Here is a 17,968-nt window from a genome sequence, read left to right as displayed (position 1 = left end):
GCCTTCACCACCGTCAGACCGGGTGAACGGGGGGAGAACAGGTGCCTAAGGGGAAGTGGGGGCGGCGGGTCGCCGGGGGGATCGCGGGGCTGCTCGTGGTGCTCGCCGGGGGCACGGGGTGCTCGTTCAGTGCCGCGCGGACCAGTGCGCGGCTGCCCGTGGACGCGACACCGCACCTCGTCGGCAAGAACATCAGTGCGCGCCAGTGGTCCGTCGCCCGGGAGAACGCCCTGCCGGGGACCAGCGACTGGCGGCTGCGCGATCCGGGGCGCACCAACGCCATCGAGGGGTACGCGAACCGGGTGAGCGTGCTGCCGGGGCAGTCGTTCACGCTCTATGTGTCGACGACTGCCGCCGGGTTCCACGTCGAGGCGTTCCGGATGGGCTGGTACGGCGGCAAGCAGGGCCGCCAGGTCTGGGCCTCGGGGCAGTTCCACGGGCAGCGGCAGGCCGGGCCCAAGGTCGTACCGGGGATCTACGAGGTCACCGCGCCCTGGCGGCCGTCCGCCGTCGTCAGCACCAAGGGGTGGCCGCCCGGCGACTACCTCCTCAAGCTGATCTCCGACCAGGGCCACGACCGCTGGGTGACGATCACCGTCCGCTCCCCCAGCGCCGCCGGCCGCACCGTCTTCGTGAACGCGGTCACCACCTGGGCCGCGTACAACACCTGGGGCATCGGCACCAACGTCTACGGCAGCAAGCTGGGCACCGTCGCCGGCTACGCCCAGCGCTCCCGCAAGGCGAGCTTCGACCGCCCGTACAACAAGGGCGGCTCGTACTTCAACTGGTACGAGCTGCCGATGCTGAGCGTCGCCGAGCGGATGGGCCTCCCGCTGGCCTACGAGACCGACCTCGACCTGGACGCGCACCCCGCCGCGTTCACCCGCGCCAGTGCCCTGGTCTTCGGCGGCCACGACGAGTACTGGTCGCTGGGCATGCGCGACCGCACCCTCGCGCTGCGCGACGCCGGCACGAACGTCGCCTTCTTCTCGTCCAACAACGCCTACCGGCACATCCGGCTCGAACCGTCCGCGCTCGGCCCGGACCGGGTCGTGGTGGTCTACAAGGACGCCGCCGAGGACCCGATGATCCTCAAGGACCCCACCCAGACCACCCAGCAGTGGCGGCTGCCGCCCGACCCGCGGCCGGAGAGCGTACTGACCGGGGTCTACTACGAGTGCAACCCGGTGTACGCCCCCTACGTGGTGACCGACCCCGGCTCGTGGATCTTCCGCGGCACCGGCGCCACCGCGGGCAGCCGCTACCCCGGCCTGGTCGGCGTGGAGACCGACCGGCTGACCTCGGGCGTGCCGGTCCCCCGGCCGATCCAGGTGGTCGCCAGCTCCCCGCTGACCTGCCACGGCTGGCACACCCGCTCGCAGTCCGCGTACTACACGGTCAAGTCCGGGGCGGGCGTGTTCAGTTCGGGGACGATGAACTGGAGCTGCGCGGTGTACGGCACCACCGGCTGCCGCAACCACGGCCAGCGCCCGGTGCCCACCACCTCAGGCGACTTCGCCCGCCGCGCCACCGAGAACATCCTGCGCGCCTTCGCCGCGGGCCCGGCCGGCCGCGCCCACCCGGCCACCGACAACTACGCCCAGTACGTCGGCCGGCCCGGCCCGCTGCAATACACCCACTAGCCTGGGCCAGCCCGCGCTAGCCGATGACGCTCGGCGAGTCCGCGCCGCGCAGCAGCAGCCGGGGCCGGCCGTGCCCGTCGGCGGGCTGCTGCCAGATGTCGAAGGTGCCGCCGCCGTGCGGCAGCGCGTAGCCGACCGTCCGGTTGTCGAGCCAGTCGGCCTGGTCGTCGATGCTGCGGGTGTCGGCGAGTGGGGTCTCGCGCAGGGTGGCGAGGTCCAGGACGTAGAGCCGCCACGGGCGGGACGGGTCGTCCGACACCTTCTTCTTGAAGGCCAGCCGGGTGCCGTCGGGCGAGAGCGACGGGCACTCGACGTTGCGGGTCAGCACCGTCATCCGGCCCGCCCTGAAGTCGCCGCGGACCAGGAACGTGCCGCCCTGGGAGGCGCTGCCGAGGGTGGCGTAGAAGGTGTTGTCGTCCGGCAGGAAGGACACCCCCCAGAAGTTGCGGTCGGTGGGTGCGAAGACCCGGCCGTCGCGGTAGGTGGTGAACTGCTCCAGCGAGGCCACGTAGCGGCCGGTGCTGGTGTCGAGGATGCCGGTACGGGTGGAGAAGCCGATCGAGGTGTACGAGTCGCCGTAGACGAACGCCGTCCAGGCCGCCATCCTGCCGTCCGCGGACAGCCGGGCGCGGCTGGGCAGCCCGGGCAGCCGGATCCGCTTCAAGCGGTGGCCGCCGGCGTCGTACAGGTCGGCGTAGTGCCGCAGGATGAGGCCGCCGGAGCCCGCCAGGCACAGCAGCCGGCCGGCGGCGGCGTAGGAGCGCTCGCAGGAGCGGGAGTCCACCGCGCGCGGGCCCTCCGTACGGAAGCCGGCCGTACCCGCGCCGGCCGTACGCACCCCGGCCGTACGCACCCCGGCCGTACGACCGCGGTGCCGGCCGCCGGACAGCCCCACCGAGGCCAGGTGCCCGAAGCCGGGGCCGAGCGCGGTGTCCCGGAACACCAGCCGGGGGCCGCCGCCGGTCAGCCGTACCGCGCCGACGGCCGGGCGGACCCGCTCGCCGGCCGCGATCCTGGCCCGGTCGCGGTGCAGCGCGTAACCGGTGTACGAGACGGCGACCGTGGCCAGGACGGCGACCACCACCGCGAAGACCGCCAGCCGGGCGCGCAGCCCGGTCACGCCGTCACCGCCGTCGTGGCGGGCGCCGCCTTCGTACGGCCGGGCCGCAGCACCACCGCGCACACCGCGACCGCGACGACCAGCGCGACGGTGAACCCGTGCACGGTGCCGGCCGGCCCCCACCGCATCCAGGCGGCGCCGAACACCACCGAGGACAGCGAGCGGCCCAGCGTCTGGGTGGTCTGGAGTACCGACATCCCGCTGCTGCGCAGGTGTTCGGGCATCAGCGGGGCCGCGTGCGCCATCAGCACGCCGTCGGTGGCCGCGTAGAACAGGCCGTGCAGCACCAGCACGGTCGCGATCAGCGTCAGCCCGCGCAGATTGGAGGCGCCGCCGAGCAGCAGGTAGCCGGCCAGCAGGCAGCCGTGCCCGGCCAGGAACACCCGCCAGCGGCCGAACCGTCCGGCCCGGTCGGCCAGCGTGCCCAGCGGCACCGCGGTCAGCAGGTACACCCCGGTGGTGCCGAGCGGCAGCAGCGGGAAGTACGCCACGGCCAGGTCGGTGCGCTGCTGGAGGCAGAGGTAGACGAACGCGTCGGAGACGGTGGCCAGGCCCAGCAGGCAGGCGCCGGCGCAGGCCCGGCGGAACGGGGCGGCGGCCAGCAGCCGCAGCCCGGACCGCAGCGAGACCGCGGACCGCTCGGTGCGGCGGCGGACGAACGGGTCCCGGACGAACAGCGCGAGGGCGGCCACGCCGACCCCGCCGACGCAGAAGCTCACCACGAACACGGCGTCGTAGGCGGTGCCCAGGTCCGTGCTGAGCAGGGACATCAGCGCGAACGCGACCACCGGGCCGATGAACGCACCGACGGTGTCCATCGCCCGGTGCAGTCCGAAGGCGCGGCCCTGGGACTCGGGCGGGGTGGACAGCGAGATCAGCGCGTCGCGCGGGGCCGTCCTGATGCCCTTGCCCGCGCGGTCGACGGCCATCATCGCGCCGATGCCGGGGACGGAGGCGCCGACGAGCGGGAAGCCCAGCTTGGTGACGGCGGAGGCGAGGTAGCCGGCCGCGGCGACGGCTTTGCGGGCGGTGAAGCGGTCGGCGAGGTAGCCGCCGACGAGGCGGAGGAGGGCGGTGGAGCCGGAGTAGGCGCCGTCGAGAAAGCCGAACTGGATCATGCTGATGCCCAGGCCGGCGACCAGGTAGACGGGCAGCACCGCGGTCACCATCTCGGCGGAGATGTCCGTGATCAGGCTGGTGACCCCGAGCGCCACCACGTTCCCCGCGACCCGCCCACCCCGCCCAACGCCCTTCCCCCCGCTCCCGGCTCGTTCCACCAAATACACCGCGCGGCCCCTTCCCATCCCCCGCCCGTTAAGAGCCCCCCGACTCCACCGAGGTTCCCCGTGGGCGCGAGCGGAGCGCTTTTCAGGGGCGCGGGGAACTGCGCGACCAGCCAGAGCGGACCGCAAGCCGAAAAACGGGCCTACCTCAGGCGGAGCCGGAAACGCAAAGGTGCCCCGGACTGCCGGGGATGGCAGAACCGGGGCACCTCTGACGCGCTGTGCCAGCCGCAGGTGACTACTTGTTGATCTTGGTGACCTGACCCGCGCCCACCGTGCGACCACCCTCACGGATGGCGAACTTCAGGCCCTCTTCCATGGCGATCGGCTGGATGAGCTGCACGCTCATCGCCGTGTTGTCGCCCGGCATGACCATCTCGGTGCCCTCGGGGAGGGTCACGACGCCGGTCACGTCCGTGGTACGGAAGTAGAACTGCGGGCGGTAGTTGTTGAAGAACGGCGTGTGACGGCCACCCTCGTCCTTCGACAGGATGTACGCCTGCGCCTCGAACTCGGTGTGCGGCGTGACCGTGCCCGGCTTGATGATGACCTGGCCGCGCTCGACGTCCTCGCGCTTGATGCCACGAAGCAGCAGACCGACGTTCTCACCGGCCTGGCCCTCGTCGAGCAGCTTGCGGAACATCTCGATGCCGGTGACCGTGGTGGTGGTCTTCTCGGTCTTGATGCCGATGATGTCCACGGTCTCGTTGACCTTGAGGATGCCACGCTCGATACGACCGGTGACGACGGTGCCACGACCGGTGATCGTGAAGACGTCCTCGATCGGCATCAGGAACGGCTTCTCGACGTCACGGACGGGGGTGGGGATCGCCTCGTCCACCGCGGCCATCAGGCCGAGCAGCTTCTCGCCCCACTCCTTGTCGCCCTCGAGCGCCTTGAGCGCCGAGACCCGCACGACCGGCAGGTCGTCACCCGGGAACTCGTACTCGGAGAGCAGCTCGCGGACCTCGAGCTCGACGAGCTCGAGGATCTCCTCGTCGTCCACCATGTCGGCCTTGTTCAGCGCGACGACGATGTACGGCACGCCGACCTGGCGGGCCAGGAGCACGTGCTCCTTGGTCTGCGGCATCGGGCCGTCGGTCGCGGCGACCACCAGGATCGCGCCGTCCATCTGGGCGGCACCGGTGATCATGTTCTTGATGTAGTCCGCGTGACCGGGGCAGTCGACGTGGGCGTAGTGACGCGACTCGGTCTGGTACTCGACGTGCGCGATGGAGATGGTGATACCGCGCTGGCGCTCCTCAGGAGCCTTGTCGATCTGGTCGAAGGCCGAGGCCTCGTTCAGGTCCGGGTACGCGTCATGCAGCACCTTGGTGATCGCCGCGGTAAGGGTCGTCTTACCGTGGTCGATGTGACCGATGGTGCCGATGTTGACGTGCGGCTTAGTCCGCTCGAACTTCGCCTTCGCCACTGGGGTCCTCCTGGGAGTGGATCTGTACGCCTTGGTTCATCGGCGCCAGGTGATCTTTGCTGGATTTCAAGCCTAAAGCGAGTTATTCGCCCTTGGCCTTCGCGATGATCTCCTCGGCGACGTTCCGCGGAACCTCGGCGTAGGAGTCGAACTGCATGGAGTAGCTGGCCCGGCCCGAGGTCTTGGACCGCAGGTCACCGACGTAGCCGAACATCTCGGACAGCGGAACCAGGCCCTTGACGACCCGGGCACCGCTGCGCTCCTCCATGGCCTGGATCTGGCCACGGCGGGAGTTGAGGTCGCCGATCACATCGCCCATGTAGTCCTCGGGCGTGGTGACCTCGACGGCCATCATCGGTTCGAGGAGCACGGGGCTGGCCTTGCGGGCACCCTCCTTGAACGCCTGCGAACCGGCGATCTTGAACGCCAGCTCGGAGGAGTCCACCTCGTGGTAGCCGCCGTCGAGAAGGGTGATGCGAACGCCCACCATCTCGTAGCCGGCCAGGATGCCGAACTTCATGGCCTCCTGCGCGCCCGCGTCCACCGACGGGATGTACTCCCTGGGGATACGGCCACCGGTGACCTTGTTGACGAACTCGTAGGTCGCGTCGCCGCCTTCCAGCGGCTCCATCATGATCTGCACCTTGGCGAACTGACCGGTACCACCGGTCTGCTTCTTGTGGGTGTAGTCGATGCGCTCGACCGTCTTGCGGATGGTCTCGCGGTACGCGACCTGCGGCTTGCCGACGTTGGCCTCGACCCTGAACTCGCGCCGCATCCGGTCCACCAGCACCTCGAGGTGCAGTTCGCCCATGCCGCCGATGATGGTCTGGCCGGTCTCCTCGTCCGAGTGGACCTGGAAGGAGGGGTCCTCCTCCGAGAGCCGCTGGATGGCGACACCCAGCTTCTCCTGGTCGCCCTTGGACTTGGGCTCGATGGCGACCTGGATCACCGGCGCCGGGAAGTCCATGGACTCCAGGATCACCGGGTTCTTGTCGTCACACAGCGTCTCACCGGTGGTGGTCTGCTTCAGGCCCATGACGGCGATGATGTCGCCGGCGCCCACCGACTCGATCTCCTCACGCTTGTTGGCGTGCATGCGGTAGATCTTGCCGATGCGCTCCTTCTTGCCCTTGACCGAGTTCAGCACCGCTGAACCCGACTGCAGGCGGCCCGAGTAGACCCGGACGAAGGTGAGCTTGCCCAGGTGCGGGTCGCTCATGATCTTGAACGCCAGGCCGGAGAAGGGCTCGTCGTCCGACGGCCGGCGCTGGATGATCTCGTCCGCGTTGCCGACGGCGTGGCCCTCGATGGCCTCGACGTCCAGCGGGGACGGGAGGTAGCGCACGACCGCGTCGAGCAGCGGCTGCACGCCCTTGTTCTTGAACGCGGTGCCGCAGAACACGGGGGTGACGGTGACGGAGTCCTTGGTGCCCTTGGACGCCAGGGTGATCCGGCGGATGGCCGCCATCAGCTGGTCCTGGCTGGGCTCCTGGCCCTCCAGGTACAGCTCCATCATCTCGTCGTCGTGCTCGGCGACGGCTTCGAGCAGCTTGCCGTGCCACTCGTCGGCCGCTTCCACGTGCGTGTCCGGGATGTCCACGACGTCGTACATCTCGCCCTTGGTCGCTTCGAGCGACCAGACCAGGGCCTTCATCTGGACGAGGTCGACGACGCCCTTGAAGTCGGCCTCGGCGCCGATCGGCAGCTGCATGACCAGCGGCACCGCACCGAGGCGGTCCACGATCATGTCGACGCAGCGGTGGAACTCGGCGCCGGTGCGGTCGAGCTTGTTGACGAAGCAGATACGCGGAACGCCGTAGCGGTCGGCCTGCCGCCAGACCGTCTCGGACTGCGGCTCCACACCGGCGACACCGTCGAACACGGTGACGGCACCGTCGAGGACGCGGAGCGAACGCTCCACCTCCACGGTGAAGTCCACGTGGCCGGGGGTGTCGATGATGTTGATGGTGTGGTCGACGTCGTCGAGCGGCCAGTGGCAGGTCGTCGCGGCGGACGTGATGGTGATACCGCGCTCCTGCTCCTGCTCCATCCAGTCCATGGTGGCTGCGCCGTCGTGGACCTCACCGATCTTGTAGGAGACACCGGTGTAGAACAGGATCCGCTCGGTGGTCGTCGTCTTGCCCGCGTCGATGTGGGCCATGATCCCGATGTTGCGGACCCTGGCCAGGTCAAGCGAAGTGGTGGCCATAGTGGCTCAGTCTTCTCTCGGTCTCGATGTGGGTGGTGACTACCAGCGGTAGTGCGCGAAGGCCTTGTTGGACTCGGCCATCTTGTGCGTGTCCTCGCGGCGCTTCACGGAGGCGCCGAGGCCGTTGCTGGCGTCGAGGATCTCGTTCATCAGCCGCTCGGTCATGGTCTTCTCCCGGCGGGCGCGGGAGTAGCCGACCAGCCAGCGCAGCGCCAGCGTGTTCTGCCGGCCCGGACGGACCTCGACCGGGACCTGGTAGGTCGCGCCGCCGACGCGGCGGGACTTGACCTCGAGGGTCGGCTTGATGTTCTCCAGCGCGCGCTTCAGTGCGATGACCGGGTCGTTGCCCGACTTCTCGCGAAGGCCCTCAAGGGCGCCGTACACGATGCGCTCAGCGGTCGAGCGCTTTCCGTGCAGGAGGATCTTGTTGACGAGGGACGTCACCAGCGGGGAGCCGTAAACCGGGTCGATGATGACCGGGCGCTTCGGGGCGGGGCCCTTACGAGGCATGCTTACTTCTCCTTCTTGGCGCCGTAGCGGCTGCGAGCCTGCTTACGGTTCTTGACGCCCTGCGTGTCGAGTGAACCGCGGATGATCTTGTAGCGAACACCCGGAAGGTCCTTCACACGACCACCGCGCACCAGCACGATGGAGTGCTCCTGGAGGTTGTGGCCCTCTCCAGGAATGTAGGCCGTGACCTCGATGCCGCTGGTGAGGCGCACACGGGCGACCTTGCGCAGCGCCGAGTTCGGCTTCTTCGGGGTGGTCGTGTAGACACGCGTGCAGACGCCGCGGCGCTGCGGGGAACCCTTCAGCGCGGGCGTCTTGTTCTTCTCGACCTTGTCCTGCCGGCCTTTCCTGACCAGCTGCTGGATCGTAGGCACCGTTTCTCCGGTTTCTGTGTGCCGATCTCGATAAATCTAACCTGGGGACCGACCCACGCGGTCGGGTGTGTCGCGGACCCCGCACGTACCCGCGCGTTGAACGGGAGGTGCGTATGTCGGGTGACGCGGCCTCGGTGCCCCCACGCGGTCACAAGGCACGCGCGAGGACCCGGGCACACCCCAGGCACAAGGTCAGAGCGTACCTACCGCATCGGCTACGGTCAAAACAAATGCATACGGGCAGCTTTCACCCGCCGGACGAAGCCACGCCCACGATCAGCACGATGAATCCGATGACCCCGGCAAGCGTCAGATAGCCCAACACCAGACCACCGGTGGCCATTCCCTCGCCCTGCTCGCCGCTGCGCCGGATCTGCGACTTGGCCACATGGCCGAGTATCACCGCCGGGATCGAGGTGACGCCGAACGTCATCGTGCCCAGGATGCCGCACACCAGCGAGGCGATCGCGTTGCCGTTGTTCGTCGGCGGCCGGAACGGCGGCTGAAAGGGCTGCGGGAACGGCGGCTGCATCGGGAACGGCACCGGCGGCGGCGCCGGCTGGAAGGTCCGCGGCACCGGCGCGTGCGGAATGTCACCGGTCAGCACGTCGAGCTCACCGTAGGTGCGCGCCTGGTAGGCGCGGCCCATCCGGTCCTCGTACTCCCCCTGCGTGAGCCGCCCCTCGGTGAAGGCGTCCTTCAGGACGTTCACCGCGCGCTCCCTGTCAGCATCCCCGGCCAGCATGCTTCCATCATGCCGCAGGGCGGCCGTTCCCGAGGGGAACAGCCGCCCTGTGTGACGAGCTTGGGACGTTGCTATCAGCCGTTGTACGGGCCGTAGTCGTAGTCCTCCAGCGGTACGGCCTGGCCGGAGCCGGTGCCGAACGGGCTGTAGTCGATGTCGTCGTAGCCGACGGCCGAGTACATCGCGGCCTTCGCCTCCTCGGTCGGCTCCACCCGGATGTTGCGGTAGCGGGCCAGGCCCGTACCCGCCGGGATCAGCTTGCCGATGATGACGTTCTCCTTCAGGCCCAGCAGCGAGTCCGACTTGGCGTGGATCGCCGCGTCGGTCAGCACCCTGGTGGTCTCCTGGAAGGAGGCCGCCGACAGCCAGGACTCGGTCGCCAGCGACGCCTTGGTGATACCCATCAGCTGCGGACGACCCGAGGCCGGGTGACCGCCCTCGGACACCACACGGCGGTTCTCGGTCTCGAACCGGCCGCGCTCGACCAGCTCACCGGGCAGCAGCTCCGCGTCGCCGGACTCGATGATCGTCACCCGGCGCAGCATCTGCCGGATGATGATCTCGATGTGCTTGTCGTGGATCGACACGCCCTGCGAGTTGTAGACCTTCTGCACTTCCTGCACCAGGTGGATCTGCACCTGGCGCTGGCCGAGGATCCGCAGCACGTCGTGCGGGTTGGTGGCACCGAAGGTCAGCTTCTGGCCGACCGAGACCGCGTCGCCCTCGCCCACCAGGAGCTTGGCGCGCTTGGAGATCGGGTAGGCGATCTCCTCGGCACCGTCGTCCGGGGTGACGACCAGCTTCTTGGTCTTCTCGGTCTCCTCGATCCGCACCCGGCCCTGGGCCTCGGAGATCGGCGCGACACCCTTGGGCACCCGCGCCTCGAAGAGCTCGACCACACGCGGCAGACCCTGGGTGATGTCGTCACCGGCCACACCACCGGTGTGGAAGGTACGCATCGTCAGCTGGGTGCCGGGCTCACCGATCGACTGGGCCGCGATGATGCCGACGGCCTCGCCGATGTCCACCAGCTTGCCGGTGGCCAGCGAGCGGCCGTAGCAGTAGGCACAGGTGCCCACGGCCGACTCGCAGGTGAGGATCGAGCGGGTCTTGACCTCTTCGACGCCGTGCCGCACGAGCTGGTCGATCAGCACGTCGCCGAGGTCCACGTTGGCCGGCGCGATGACCTTGCCGTCCACCACGACGTCCTCGGCGAGCATCCGCGCGTACACGCTGGTCTCGACGTCGTCCGTCTTGCGCAGCGTGCCGTCCGCGGCGCGCTCGGCGATCCGCAGCTTCAGACCGCGCTCGGTGCCGCAGTCCTCCTCGCGGATGATGACGTCCTGCGAGACGTCCACCAGACGACGGGTCAGGTAACCCGAGTCGGCGGTACGCAGCGCGGTGTCGGCCAGACCCTTACGGGCACCGTGGGTGGAGATGAAGTACTCCAGCACGGACAGGCCCTCACGGAAGGACGCCTTGATCGGACGCGGGATGGTCTCGTTCTTGGCGTTCGACACCAGACCGCGCATACCGGCGATCTGCCGCATCTGCATCATGTTTCCGCGGGCCCCGGAGTCCACCATCATGAAGATGGGGTTGGTCTTCGGGAAGTTCGCGTTCATCGCCACGGCGACCTCGTTGGTCGCCTTGGTCCAGATCGCGATGAGCTCCTGCGTGCGCTCGTCCTTGGTGATCAGACCGCGCTCGTACTGCTTCTGGACCTTCTCGTCCAGCTCCTCGTAGCCCTTGACGATGGCCTTCTTGGCCTCGGGCACGACGATGTCGGTCACCGAGACGGTGACGCCGGAACGGGTCGCCCAGTGGAAGCCGGCCGCCTTCAGGTTGTCGAGCGTCGCCGCCACGATGACCTTCGGGTACCGCTCGGCGAGGTCGTTGACGATCTCGGAGAGCTGCTTCTTGCCGACCGCGTAGTCCACGAACGGGTAGTCCTCGGGCAGCAGCTCGTTGAAGAGCGCGCGGCCCAGCGTCGTACGCAGCCGGAAGGTGTCGCCCAGCTGGTACGGCTCCTCGCCCTCACCGGTCTCCGGCGGGGTCCAGCCGCGCGGCGGGACGGTGCCCACCGGGAACCGGATGTCCACCAGCGACTGCATCGACAGCTCGCGGTTGTCGAACGCCATGACCGCCTCGGCGGTGGCGCCGAACGCCCGGCCCTCGCCCTTGACCTCGCGCTCCTCGGAGTCCGTGGTCAGGAAGAACAGGCCGAGCACCATGTCCTGGGTGGGCATGGTGACCGGACGGCCGTCGGCCGGCTTGAGGATGTTGTTCGAGGACAGCATCAGGATGCGGGCCTCGGCCTGCGCCTCCGCGGACAGCGGAAGGTGCACGGCCATCTGGTCGCCGTCGAAGTCCGCGTTGAACGCGGTGCAGACCAGCGGGTGGATCTGGATGGCCTTGCCCTCGACCAGCTGCGGCTCGAACGCCTGGATGCCCAGCCGGTGCAGGGTCGGTGCGCGGTTCAGCAGCACCGGGTGCTCGGCGATGACCTCTTCCAGCACGTCGTACACGACCGTACGGCCGCGCTCGACCATGCGCTTGGCCGACTTGATGTTCTGCGCGTGGTTCAGGTCCACCAGGCGCTTCATCACGAACGGCTTGAAGAGCTCCAGCGCCATGGCCTTGGGCAGGCCGCACTGGTGCAGCTTGAGCTGCGGGCCGACGACGATCACCGAACGGGCGGAGTAGTCGACGCGCTTGCCGAGCAGGTTCTGCCGGAACCGGCCCTGCTTGCCCTTGAGCATGTCGGACAGCGACTTCAGCGGACGGTTGCCGGGGCCCGTGACCGGGCGGCCGCGGCGGCCGTTGTCGAAGAGCGCGTCGACGGCCTCCTGGAGCATCCGCTTCTCGTTGTTCACGATGATCTCGGGCGCGCCGAGGTCGAGCAGACGCTTCAGCCGGTTGTTGCGGTTGATCACCCGGCGGTACAGGTCGTTGAGGTCGGAGGTCGCGAAGCGGCCACCGTCCAGCTGCACCATCGGACGCAGGTCCGGCGGGATCACCGGGACGCAGTCGAGCACCATGCCGTTGGGCTTGTTGGTGGTCTGCAGGAACGCCGAGACGACCTTGAGGCGCTTGAGCGCCCGGGTCTTCTTCTGGCCCTTGCCGGTGCGGATGATCTCGCGGAGGCGCTCGGCCTCCTGGTCCAGGTCGAAGGACTCCAGGCGCTTCTGCAGCGCCGCGGCACCCATCGAGCCCTGGAAGTACGTGCCGAACCGGTCCCGCAGCTCGCGGTACAGCAGCTCGTCGCCCTCCAGGTCCTGCACCTTGAGGTTCTTGAACCGGGCCCAGACCTCGTCGAGCCGGTCGATCTCGCGCTGCGCGCGGTCGCGCAGCTGCTTCATCTCGCGCTCGGCGCCCTCACGGACCTTGCGGCGGACGTCGGCCTTGGCGCCTTCGTTCTCCAGCTCGGCCAGGTCGGCTTCCAGCTTCTTCTGCCGGTTCTCGACATCGGAGTCGCGGCGCTGCTCGACCTGCTGGCGCTCGACGGAGACCTGGGCCTCCAGCGACGGCAGATCGCGGGTGCGGCGCTCGTCGTCGACCCAGGTGATCATGTACGCCGCGAAGTAGATGACCTTCTCCAGGTCCTTCGGGGCGAGGTCCAGCAGGTAGCCCAGGCGCGAGGGAACGCCCTTGAAGTACCAGATGTGCGTGACAGGCGCGGCCAGCTCGATGTGGCCCATCCGCTCACGGCGCACCTTGGCGCGAGTGACCTCGACGCCGCAGCGCTCGCAGATGATGCCCTTGAAGCGGACACGCTTGTACTTGCCGCAGTAGCACTCCCAGTCCCGGGTGGGGCCGAAGATCTTCTCGCAGAAGAGCCCGTCCTTTTCCGGCTTGAGGGTGCGGTAGTTGATGGTCTCCGGCTTCTTTACCTCGCCGTGGGACCAGGTCCGGATGTCGTCCGCGGTGGCAAGGCCGATCCGCAGCTCGTCGAAGAAGTTGACGTCGAGCACTTGTCGTCAATCCCGCCTTCGGGTTCTACCCGGCACAACACGCTGCCGGGGTCGAGTGTCACACATGGTCTGAACGGTCCTGGGAGAGGCCGCCCGGTCAAGCAGGGACCGGGCGGCCGGCCCGTCAGACCTCTTCGACGCTGCTCGGCTCACGCCGGGACAGGTCGATTCCGAGCTCTTCCGCGGCGCGGAAGACGTCCTCGTCGGTGTCGCGCATCTCGATGGACATGCCGTCCGAGGACAGCACCTCCACGTTGAGGCAGAGCGACTGCATCTCCTTGATGAGCACCTTGAAGGACTCGGGGATGCCCGGCTCGGGGATGTTCTCGCCCTTGACGATGGCCTCGTAGACCTTCACCCGGCCGAGAACGTCGTCGGACTTGATGGTCAGCAGCTCCTGGAGGGCGTAAGCGGCGCCGTACGCCTCCAGCGCCCACACCTCCATCTCGCCGAATCGCTGTCCGCCGAACTGCGCCTTACCGCCCAGCGGCTGCTGGGTGATCATCGAGTACGGACCGGTGGACCGGGCGTGCAGCTTGTCGTCCACCAGGTGGTGCAGCTTGAGGATGTACATGTAGCCGACCGAGATCGGCTCCGGGAACGGCTCGCCGGAGCGGCCGTCGAACATCCGGGCCTTGCCGGACGGCAGCACCATCCGGTCGCCGTCGCGGTTGGGGATCGTGGACTCGAAGAGTCCGGCGATCTCGTCCTCGCGGGCGCCGTCGAAGACCGGGGTGGCCACGTTGGTGTCGGGTGCCACCACGTCCGCGTCGATCGCCTGGAGCCGGCGCGCCCACTCCTCACCGATACCGGAGACGTCCCAGCCCTGTTTGGCCAGCCAGCCGAGGTGGATCTCCAGTACCTGTCCCGGGTTCATCCGGGACGGCACGCCGAGCGGGTTCAGGATGATGTCCACCGCGGTGCCGTCCTCAAGGAACGGCATGTCCTCGACGGGCAGGATCTTGGAGATGACGCCCTTGTTGCCGTGCCGGCCGGCCAGCTTGTCGCCGTCGGTGATCTTCCGCTTCTGCGCCACGTACACGCGCACCAGCTGGTTGACACCGGGCGGCAGCTCGTCGCCCTCCTCGCGGTCGAAGACGCGGACGCCGATGACCTTGCCGACCTCGCCGTGCGGCACCTTCAGCGAGGTGTCGCGGACCTCACGGGCCTTCTCGCCGAAGATCGCGCGCAGCAGCCGCTCCTCCGGGGTCAGCTCGGTCTCGCCCTTGGGCGTGACCTTGCCGACCAGGATGTCGCCGGCCACCACGTCGGCGCCGATCCGGATGATCCCGCGCTCGTCGAGGTCGGCGAGGACCTCCTCGGAGACGTTGGGGATGTCCCGGGTGATCTCCTCCGGGCCCAGCTTGGTGTCCCGGGCGTCGACCTCGTGCTCCTCGATGTGGATCGAGGAGAGGACGTCGTCCTGGACCAGCCGCTGGCTGAGGATGATCGCGTCTTCGTAGTTGTGGCCCTCCCAGGGCATGAACGCCACCAGGAGGTTCTTGCCGAGGGCCATCTCGCCCTCGTCGGTGGACGGCCCGTCCACCAGCACCTGGTTGACGATCACCCGGTCGCCCTCGTTGACGACGACCTTCTGGTTGAAGGAGGTGCCCTGGTTGGAGCGGGAGAACTTGGCCACCCGGTAGGTGGTGTACGTGCCGTCGTCGTTGGTCACCGTGACGTAGTCGGCGGAGACCTCCTGGACCACGCCGTCCTTCTCGGCCTTGATCACGTCACCGGCGTCGACCGCGCAGCGGTACTCCATGCCGGTGCCGACCAGCGGCGCCTCGGACTTGATCAGCGGTACGGCCTGCCGCATCATGTTCGATCCCATGAGCGCGCGGTTGGCGTCGTCGTGCTCCAGGAACGGGATCATCGCGGTGGCGACCGACACCATCTGGCGCGGCGAGACGTCCATGTAGTCCACGTCGTCGCCGGGGATGTAGTCGATCTCCCCGCCGCGGCGGCGGACCAGCACGCGGGACTCGGCGTACCGCAGGTCCTCGGTCAGCGGCGCGTTGGCCTGCGCGATGACGAAGCGGTCCTCCTCGTCGGCGGTCAGGTAGTCCACGTCGTCGGTGACGACGCCGTCGACGACCTTGCGGTACGGGGTCTCGACGAAGCCGAACGCGTTGATCCGGCCGTAGGAGGCCAGCGAGCCGATCAGACCGATGTTGGGACCCTCGGGGGTCTCGATCGGGCACATCCGGCCGTAGTGCGAGGGGTGCACGTCACGGACCTCGAAGCCGGCCCGCTCACGGGACAGACCACCGGGGCCCAGCGAGTTCAGCCGGCGCTTGTGGGTCAGGCCCGACAGCGGGTTCGTCTGGTCCATGAACTGCGACAGCTGGCTGGTGCCGAAGAACTCCTTGATGGAGGCGACGACCGGCCGGATGTTGATCAGGGTCTGCGGCGTGATCGCCTCGACGTCCTGGGTGGTCATCCGCTCGCGGACGACGCGCTCCATCCGGGCCAGGCCGGTACGCACCTGGTTCTGGATCAGCTCGCCGACGTTGCGCAGGCGGCGGTTGCCGAAGTGGTCGATGTCGTCGACCTCGACGACCATCGTCGCGCCGCTGGCACCCTGGGTCTCGGTCTCGCCGGCGTGCAGCTTCACCAGGTACTTGATGGTGGCCAGGATGTCGTCGGTGGTGAGCACCCCGGCGTCCAGCGGGGCGTCGCTGCCCAGCTTCTTGTTGACCTTGTAGCGGCCGACCTTGGCCAGGTCGTAGCGCTTGGGGTTGAAGTAGAGGTTCTCCAGCAGGGTCTGGGCGGCCTCCTTGGTCGGCGGCTCGCCCGGACGCAGCTTGCGGTAGATGTCCAGCAGCGCGTCGTCCTGACCCTGGGTGTGGTCCTTCTCCAGGGTGGCGCGCATCGACTCGTACTCGCCGAACTCCTCGAGGATCTGCTCGGTGCTCCAGCCGAGTGCCTTGAGCAGCACGGTGACCGACTGCTTGCGCTTGCGGTCGATGCGGACACCGACCATGTCGCGCTTGTCGATCTCCATCTCCAGCCAGGCACCCCGGGACGGGATGATCTTGGAGGAGAAGATGTCCTTGTCGGAGGTCTTGTCGATCTGGCTGTCGAAGTAGACACCGGGCGAGCGGACCAGCTGCGACACGACGACACGCTCGGTGCCGTTGATGCAGAAGGTGCCCTTGCTGGTCATCAGCGGGAAGTCGCCCATGAAGACCGTCTGGGACTTGATCTCGCCGGTCTCGTTGTTGGTGAACTCGGCGGTGACGAAGAGCGGGGCGCCGTAGGTGAAGTCCCGCTCCTTGCACTCGTCGAGCGAGTTCTTCGGAGGCTCGAATCGGTGGTCACGGAAAGTGAGCGACATCGACCCGGAGAAGTCCTCGATCGGGGAGATCTCCTCGAAGATCTCCTCCAGACCGGACTTCCTGGGGACGTTCTGCCCACTCTCCAGGGCCGCCTCGACGCGGGCCTTCCACGCGGCGTTGCCGAGCAGCCAGTCAAAGCTCTCGGTCTGGAGCGCGAGGAGGTTCGGAACTTCGAGGGGTTCACGGATCTTCGCGAATGAGATGCGCAGCGGTGCGGTGCTGGCGCCGTTGTTCGAATTGGCAGTCGAGGCGTTGCGCGAGGCGGCCAAGAGGGGGTCCTTCCGAGGGCTCGGACTCACTACGCGCGTACCGGTCCGCCCCTGAGCGGGCGAAGAAGACCCTGATGACGGGCCTCTTCAGCAGTGCTCAGACGTGGGCATGCTCCTGGTGACGGGCCAGGCAGCAGCTAACAGGCAGCGCAAAGGGTCAGTGTAGCCACTCGGCACACTGATGTCCAGAGCAGAGATTCGGAGTACCGAATCATCGCCCCCTCGCCCGTCGTGCGGGTCCAGCCTCGGAACCTGACCCGCGCCCTGCTGCGCTGTGCATTGCCATGCATTCCCGCATCCCCGCCGATCCACACATCCGACCCGGATCGAACTCGCGACGCGTCCTGAGAATTGCGCGCCGCGTGCCATACGTCAAGGCCCCAGCCTCGCGGAGATCCGTACAGCGCCCCGTCCGGCGCGGCCCGGGGGCCCGGCTGGAGCAGGAGGGATCACCTTATCCGGCGAGGCGGCCACGGGCGGGGAAACGGCGCGCGTCGGGGCGGGAACGGCAGCAGGCGGCCACCCGAAAGGGTGACCGCCTGCGGCAGGTGGAGCTGTCCGGGAGTGATCCCGGGGGGGTACTGCTGTGGAGCTGGGTGGTGCTGTGGTGCTCGTGGTGCTCGGGCGAGGTGTTACTTGACCTCGACGCCGGCGCCGGCGGCCGCGAGGGACTCCTTGGCCTTCTCGGCGGCCTCCTTCGTGACCTTCTCCAGGACGGGCTTGGGGGCGCCGTCCACCAGGTCCTTGGCTTCCTTCAGACCCAGCGAGGTCAGCTCACGCACGACCTTGATGACCTGGATCTTCTTGTCGCCGGCACCCGTGAGGATGACGTCGAACTCGTCCTGCTCCTCCGGGGCGTCCGCGACGGCGGCCGGGCCGGCACCGCCGGCGACGGCGACCGGGGCGGCGGCGGTGACGTCGAACTTCGCCTCGAACGCCTTCACGAACTCGGAGAGCTCGATGAGGGTGAGGGACTCGAACTGCTCAAGCAGCTCGTCCTGGCTGAGCTTCGCCATGATGGCGGTCCTTCCACTAATCCGGCTGGTGCCGTGTGTCTACGTGTCG

At 68.4% G+C, this 17,968-nt stretch carries 11 protein-coding genes; 1 reads left to right on the top strand and 10 read right to left on the bottom strand.

Translation table 11 applies throughout. The annotated features are described in order from the left end of the window. The first annotated feature begins 41 nt into the window (after window positions 1-41). Complete coding sequence (locus tag ACQPW6_RS24475; RefSeq protein ID WP_433891825.1) at window positions 42-1,643, top strand: N,N-dimethylformamidase beta subunit family domain-containing protein; 1,602 nt, start codon at window positions 42-44, stop codon at window positions 1,641-1,643. A 16-nt stretch (window positions 1,644-1,659) separates the two neighbouring features. Here the strand turns inward: ACQPW6_RS24475 and ACQPW6_RS24470 are convergent, their stop codons facing one another. The 10 genes from ACQPW6_RS24470 to rplL form a co-directional block, all read right to left on the bottom strand. Then, complete coding sequence (locus tag ACQPW6_RS24470; protein WP_433891824.1) at window positions 1,660-2,763, bottom strand: TolB family protein; 1,104 nt, start codon at window positions 2,761-2,763, stop codon at window positions 1,660-1,662. Further along, on the bottom strand, window positions 2,760-3,977 hold the full coding sequence (locus tag ACQPW6_RS24465) for an MFS transporter (protein WP_433891823.1): 1,218 nt from the start codon (window positions 3,975-3,977) through the stop codon (window positions 2,760-2,762). The genes ACQPW6_RS24470 and ACQPW6_RS24465 overlap by 4 nt, the downstream gene beginning before the upstream one ends. Window positions 3,978-4,284: 307 nt before the next feature. After that, on the bottom strand, window positions 4,285-5,478 hold the full coding sequence (gene tuf / locus ACQPW6_RS24460; protein WP_433891822.1) for an elongation factor Tu: 1,194 nt from the start codon (window positions 5,476-5,478) through the stop codon (window positions 4,285-4,287). Window positions 5,479-5,560: 82 nt separating this feature from the next. Next, window positions 5,561-7,690: an elongation factor G gene (gene fusA, locus ACQPW6_RS24455; protein WP_433891821.1), complete on the bottom strand. Its 2,130-nt coding sequence runs from the start codon at window positions 7,688-7,690 to the stop codon at window positions 5,561-5,563. Between the two features lie 39 nt (window positions 7,691-7,729). Beyond that, window positions 7,730-8,200, bottom strand: coding sequence for a 30S ribosomal protein S7 (rpsG, locus tag ACQPW6_RS24450; protein WP_037912356.1), 471 nt, complete (start codon window positions 8,198-8,200; stop codon window positions 7,730-7,732). 2 nt (window positions 8,201-8,202) lie between these two features. Next, window positions 8,203-8,574 carry a 30S ribosomal protein S12 gene (rpsL, locus tag ACQPW6_RS24445; protein ID WP_014144289.1) on the bottom strand — a complete coding sequence of 124 codons (372 nt, stop codon included), beginning with the start codon at window positions 8,572-8,574 and terminating at the stop codon, window positions 8,203-8,205. Window positions 8,575-8,821: 247 nt separating this feature from the next. Further along, entirely contained in the window at window positions 8,822-9,319 is a 498-nt protein-coding gene (locus ACQPW6_RS24440; RefSeq protein ID WP_433891820.1) for a DUF1707 and DUF4190 domain-containing protein, read from the bottom strand. Window positions 9,320-9,393: 74 nt separating this feature from the next. Beyond that, window positions 9,394-13,293, bottom strand: a complete 3,900-nt coding sequence (locus ACQPW6_RS24435) for a DNA-directed RNA polymerase subunit beta' (RefSeq protein WP_433891819.1) — start codon at window positions 13,291-13,293, stop codon at window positions 9,394-9,396. Window positions 13,294-13,417: 124 nt separating this feature from the next. Further along, a complete protein-coding gene (gene rpoB / locus ACQPW6_RS24430; protein ID WP_433891818.1) occupies window positions 13,418-16,903 on the bottom strand; it encodes a DNA-directed RNA polymerase subunit beta in 3,486 nt (1,161 codons plus the stop codon). Between the two features lie 632 nt (window positions 16,904-17,535). Further along, complete coding sequence (rplL, locus tag ACQPW6_RS24425; protein ID WP_433891817.1) at window positions 17,536-17,919, bottom strand: 50S ribosomal protein L7/L12; 384 nt, start codon at window positions 17,917-17,919, stop codon at window positions 17,536-17,538. Window positions 17,920-17,968: the final 49 nt, after the last annotated feature.

The organism is Streptomyces sp. CA-111067, from assembly GCF_050956065.1.
Taxonomy (GTDB): Bacteria; Actinomycetota; Actinomycetes; order Streptomycetales; family Streptomycetaceae; genus Actinacidiphila.
The sequence above is the reverse complement of the archived record's forward strand: the minus strand, read 5'-3'. Positions and strand labels throughout refer to the sequence as shown.

Excerpts from the sequence above, each read along its gene's own strand:
- fusA (WP_433891821.1), bottom strand. The coding sequence starts at position 7,690 with ATGGCCACCACTTCGCTTGACCTGGCCAGGGTCCGCAACATCGGGATC.
- rpsG (WP_037912356.1), bottom strand. The coding sequence starts at position 8,200 with ATGCCTCGTAAGGGCCCCGCCCCGAAGCGCCCGGTCATCATCGACCCG.
- ACQPW6_RS24440 (WP_433891820.1), bottom strand. The coding sequence starts at position 9,319 with ATGCTGGCCGGGGATGCTGACAGGGAGCGCGCGGTGAACGTCCTGAAG.
- rplL (WP_433891817.1), bottom strand. The coding sequence starts at position 17,919 with ATGGCGAAGCTCAGCCAGGACGAGCTGCTTGAGCAGTTCGAGTCCCTC.